This is a genomic window from Deinococcus sp. (assembly GCF_025362455.1).
In the GTDB taxonomy this organism is placed as follows: domain Bacteria; phylum Deinococcota; class Deinococci; order Deinococcales; family Deinococcaceae; genus Deinococcus.
Window position 1 is genome coordinate 1 of the sequence record NZ_JANYGJ010000245.1, and the last position, 2,400, is coordinate 2,400.

Consider the following 2,400-nt stretch of genomic DNA (forward strand, 5'->3'; position numbering starts at 1 on the left):
TCCTTTGCCCCGGCCTGCACGGCGGCCACCACTGCCTCGGCCTTGCGCTCAGGGGGCAACTCGGCGAACGGTACGCTCTGGCGAGTAGCGGGGTGCTCGACCATCCCCTGAGCCATGTCGCGCACCACCTGACCGACCGCCGCGATGTCGGCGCTGCTGGGGCGCTCCTTGCCTGTCGCGGCCTGGGTCACGGCGACCACCAGGCCGTAATGTTCCGGCGGCGCCAGGCCCAGGGCGCGGGCCATGCGCTCGGAATTGATCTCAATCCCCTGAACCTCGGCGGCGTCGGCGGCGTCTGCCCAGTGGATGAGCTGGTAGAGGCGGGCACGGGTCAGGCGCAGGGCGTCCTGGCCATACCCCTCGAAGGTAGCGTGGGTGCTGCGGTAGAGCCTCGCGTCGCGCAACTCGCGCAGGGCACGGGCACCGCGCAGGGCCAGCGTCTCACCGATCAGCACCAGCTCTTCGAGTTCTAAGCGGCGGGCACGCTGCTCTGGGGTGAGGATGGGCTGGATGTCTACCACTGGTAGACGTTCAGCAATCACGGTGGGCAGTGCACGGTCCACGTCTTTTATCAAAGCGGCGCTCACCGGGCCACCACAATCAGCGCCGCCGGGTTCCGCTCGCAAGCCAGCATGTATTCGTTCAGCCAGGGCAAAAACTGTGTATAGGTGCCCCAACCGTTTTTAGCGCTCAGCACTTCAAACCGCTCCGGCTCAGCCCTCATGACGGCGATACCGACAGCCAGGACACCGATAATGTGAGCAGCATGGGTATATCCGTGCTCATCCGGGCGCCACACGGCGTCGTAGATACCCGCTTCGGTGGCCATTTGACCGAGGTTGTGGGTAATACTGGCGCTGAAAAGCTCGGTGTCGGTGTCGGGACGCCCGCAGCCCCTACAGGCAGGCTGCCGGTCAATCAGATACACGTCAAGACTCATCAGATCTCCTTTTTTGGTGTCGTCTCGCGCTCACGGCGGGCAAAGTCAGCAACTGCAAGGTCCAGCCGTCCACCTGCACCCGCTTGCTCAGGTGCAGGTGCTTGTACGCTTCACCCAGATAGGGGCGGCAGTCGGGAAAGGCGGCACTGACCTCCGGCTTGCTCATGCAACCTGTCGGGTGCTTGCCGAGGTAGTCCTCGACGCGGCGGGCCACGTCGCGCACAATGGTCGGCACATTGGTAGGCAGCTCGTCAGGGCTGACCGGGCGGGCCACACCGGCGTTCGGGCGCCACTCAGGCACCGGAAGTTCGCCCGGCGAGAACTCGTCAGGGTCAGCCGCGATGCTGCGGCCCTCGGCAATCTCCAGCAGGATACGGAGGTCGGTCAGCTTGCCGCGCAGGCGGCTGTTCTGGCGGTTCTGGCGGCAGTTGTCGAGATCCAGCTCGTAGAGCCGCGTGGCGCGGGTGGATTTCTGGGCCTGCTGGAAGTTGTTCTCCAGCGCCGTGATCCGGCCAGCCAGCGCCTTCCGGGCGGCGATCAGGTCATGCTGCGCGGTCTCCAATTGGCGCTGCACTGCGGCTTGCGCCAGCTTTAAGGCCCGGATTTCCGTCGCCGCCTCGCTGGGATTGCCAAACGGCGCGGCCAGGCGGCTGCGTTTCAAGGCCAGCCGGGCACCAATGAGCCATTCACGGCGCCGGTCCGTGTTCAGCAGGTCGAAGAATTGCTCGCAGTCGTCGCCCAGGCGCTCCCTGAGTTTGATAAACAGGCCGCCGATATCGCGCGTGACGGCTTTCTCCAGTTCAAGAAGCTGCTTCTCGGCGGTGCGGGAGTCCGTCCAGTCAATCTGATCCGCGTGGTTCATACGACCTCCAGGTGAAAGAACGGGGCGGCGCTCACGCCCGCACCAGCTTCCAGCTCGCCTTCAGGCACATGCACCCGGTCTGCGGGGCCAGCAGCGGCACCGGCACGCCAGGGTGAGAGCTGACCGGCTTCTCGTGGGCCGCCCAGCCCAGGGTGCAGGCGATCAGCTCACGGTCCTGCTCCCCGTGCTGGCAGTTGCCGCAGACCTGGCGGGGGGGCAGGGACCGGACAGGGGCGGCAGACAGAGCGGCGTCGGCGTCGGCGATCCAGTCGGCGCTCACGCGGAGTCCTGAAAGCGCAGGCGGCGTTGAGTACGGCGGGAGGCGGCGGTGGTCGCCCCGGTCAGCAAGGCACGCAGATGAGCGGGGCCGCGCTGAAGGAGCAGATCGTTTTTGTCACTGATGCCCGGCAGAACGTGCAGCGCCCGGCCCTCATCGGCGGCCCAGCGCTGAGCATGCCTGGCAGCTTTCTGCCCGGCCTCGTCGAGGTCCAGAGACAGGTAGAGCTTGCGGCCTGTCAGAGCAGGGTGTTGCAGCTTGGGCCAGTGGGTCGCGCCGGGGATGCCGACCACGTTCACCTGTCCTTCAAACGCCTCCCAG

4 protein-coding genes and 1 pseudogene are annotated in these 2,400 nt (G+C 66.3%); all 5 read right to left on the reverse strand.

Annotated features, from left to right (window positions below):
* On the reverse strand, positions 1-542 hold a 542-nt coding region (locus Q0R23_RS17085; RefSeq protein WP_293914995.1), incomplete at its 3' end, for a hypothetical protein.
* Positions 543-583: 41 nt separating this feature from the next.
* Positions 584-940: a hypothetical protein gene (locus Q0R23_RS17090; protein WP_293914997.1), complete on the reverse strand. Its 357-nt coding sequence runs from the start codon at positions 938-940 to the stop codon at positions 584-586.
* The gene (locus Q0R23_RS17095; RefSeq protein ID WP_293914999.1) at positions 930-1,802 is read right to left on the reverse strand and encodes a hypothetical protein; all 873 of its coding nucleotides are present in this window, start codon (positions 1,800-1,802) and stop codon (positions 930-932) included. Before Q0R23_RS17095 ends, Q0R23_RS17090 begins: the two co-directional genes overlap by 11 nt.
* Positions 1,803-1,833: 31 nt before the next feature.
* Complete coding sequence (locus Q0R23_RS17100; protein ID WP_293915001.1) at positions 1,834-2,082, reverse strand: hypothetical protein; 249 nt, start codon at positions 2,080-2,082, stop codon at positions 1,834-1,836.
* Positions 2,079-2,400, reverse strand: a pseudogene (locus Q0R23_RS17105) (toprim domain-containing protein); the annotation flags it as partial. The pseudogene Q0R23_RS17105 and the gene Q0R23_RS17100, both read right to left, overlap by 4 nt.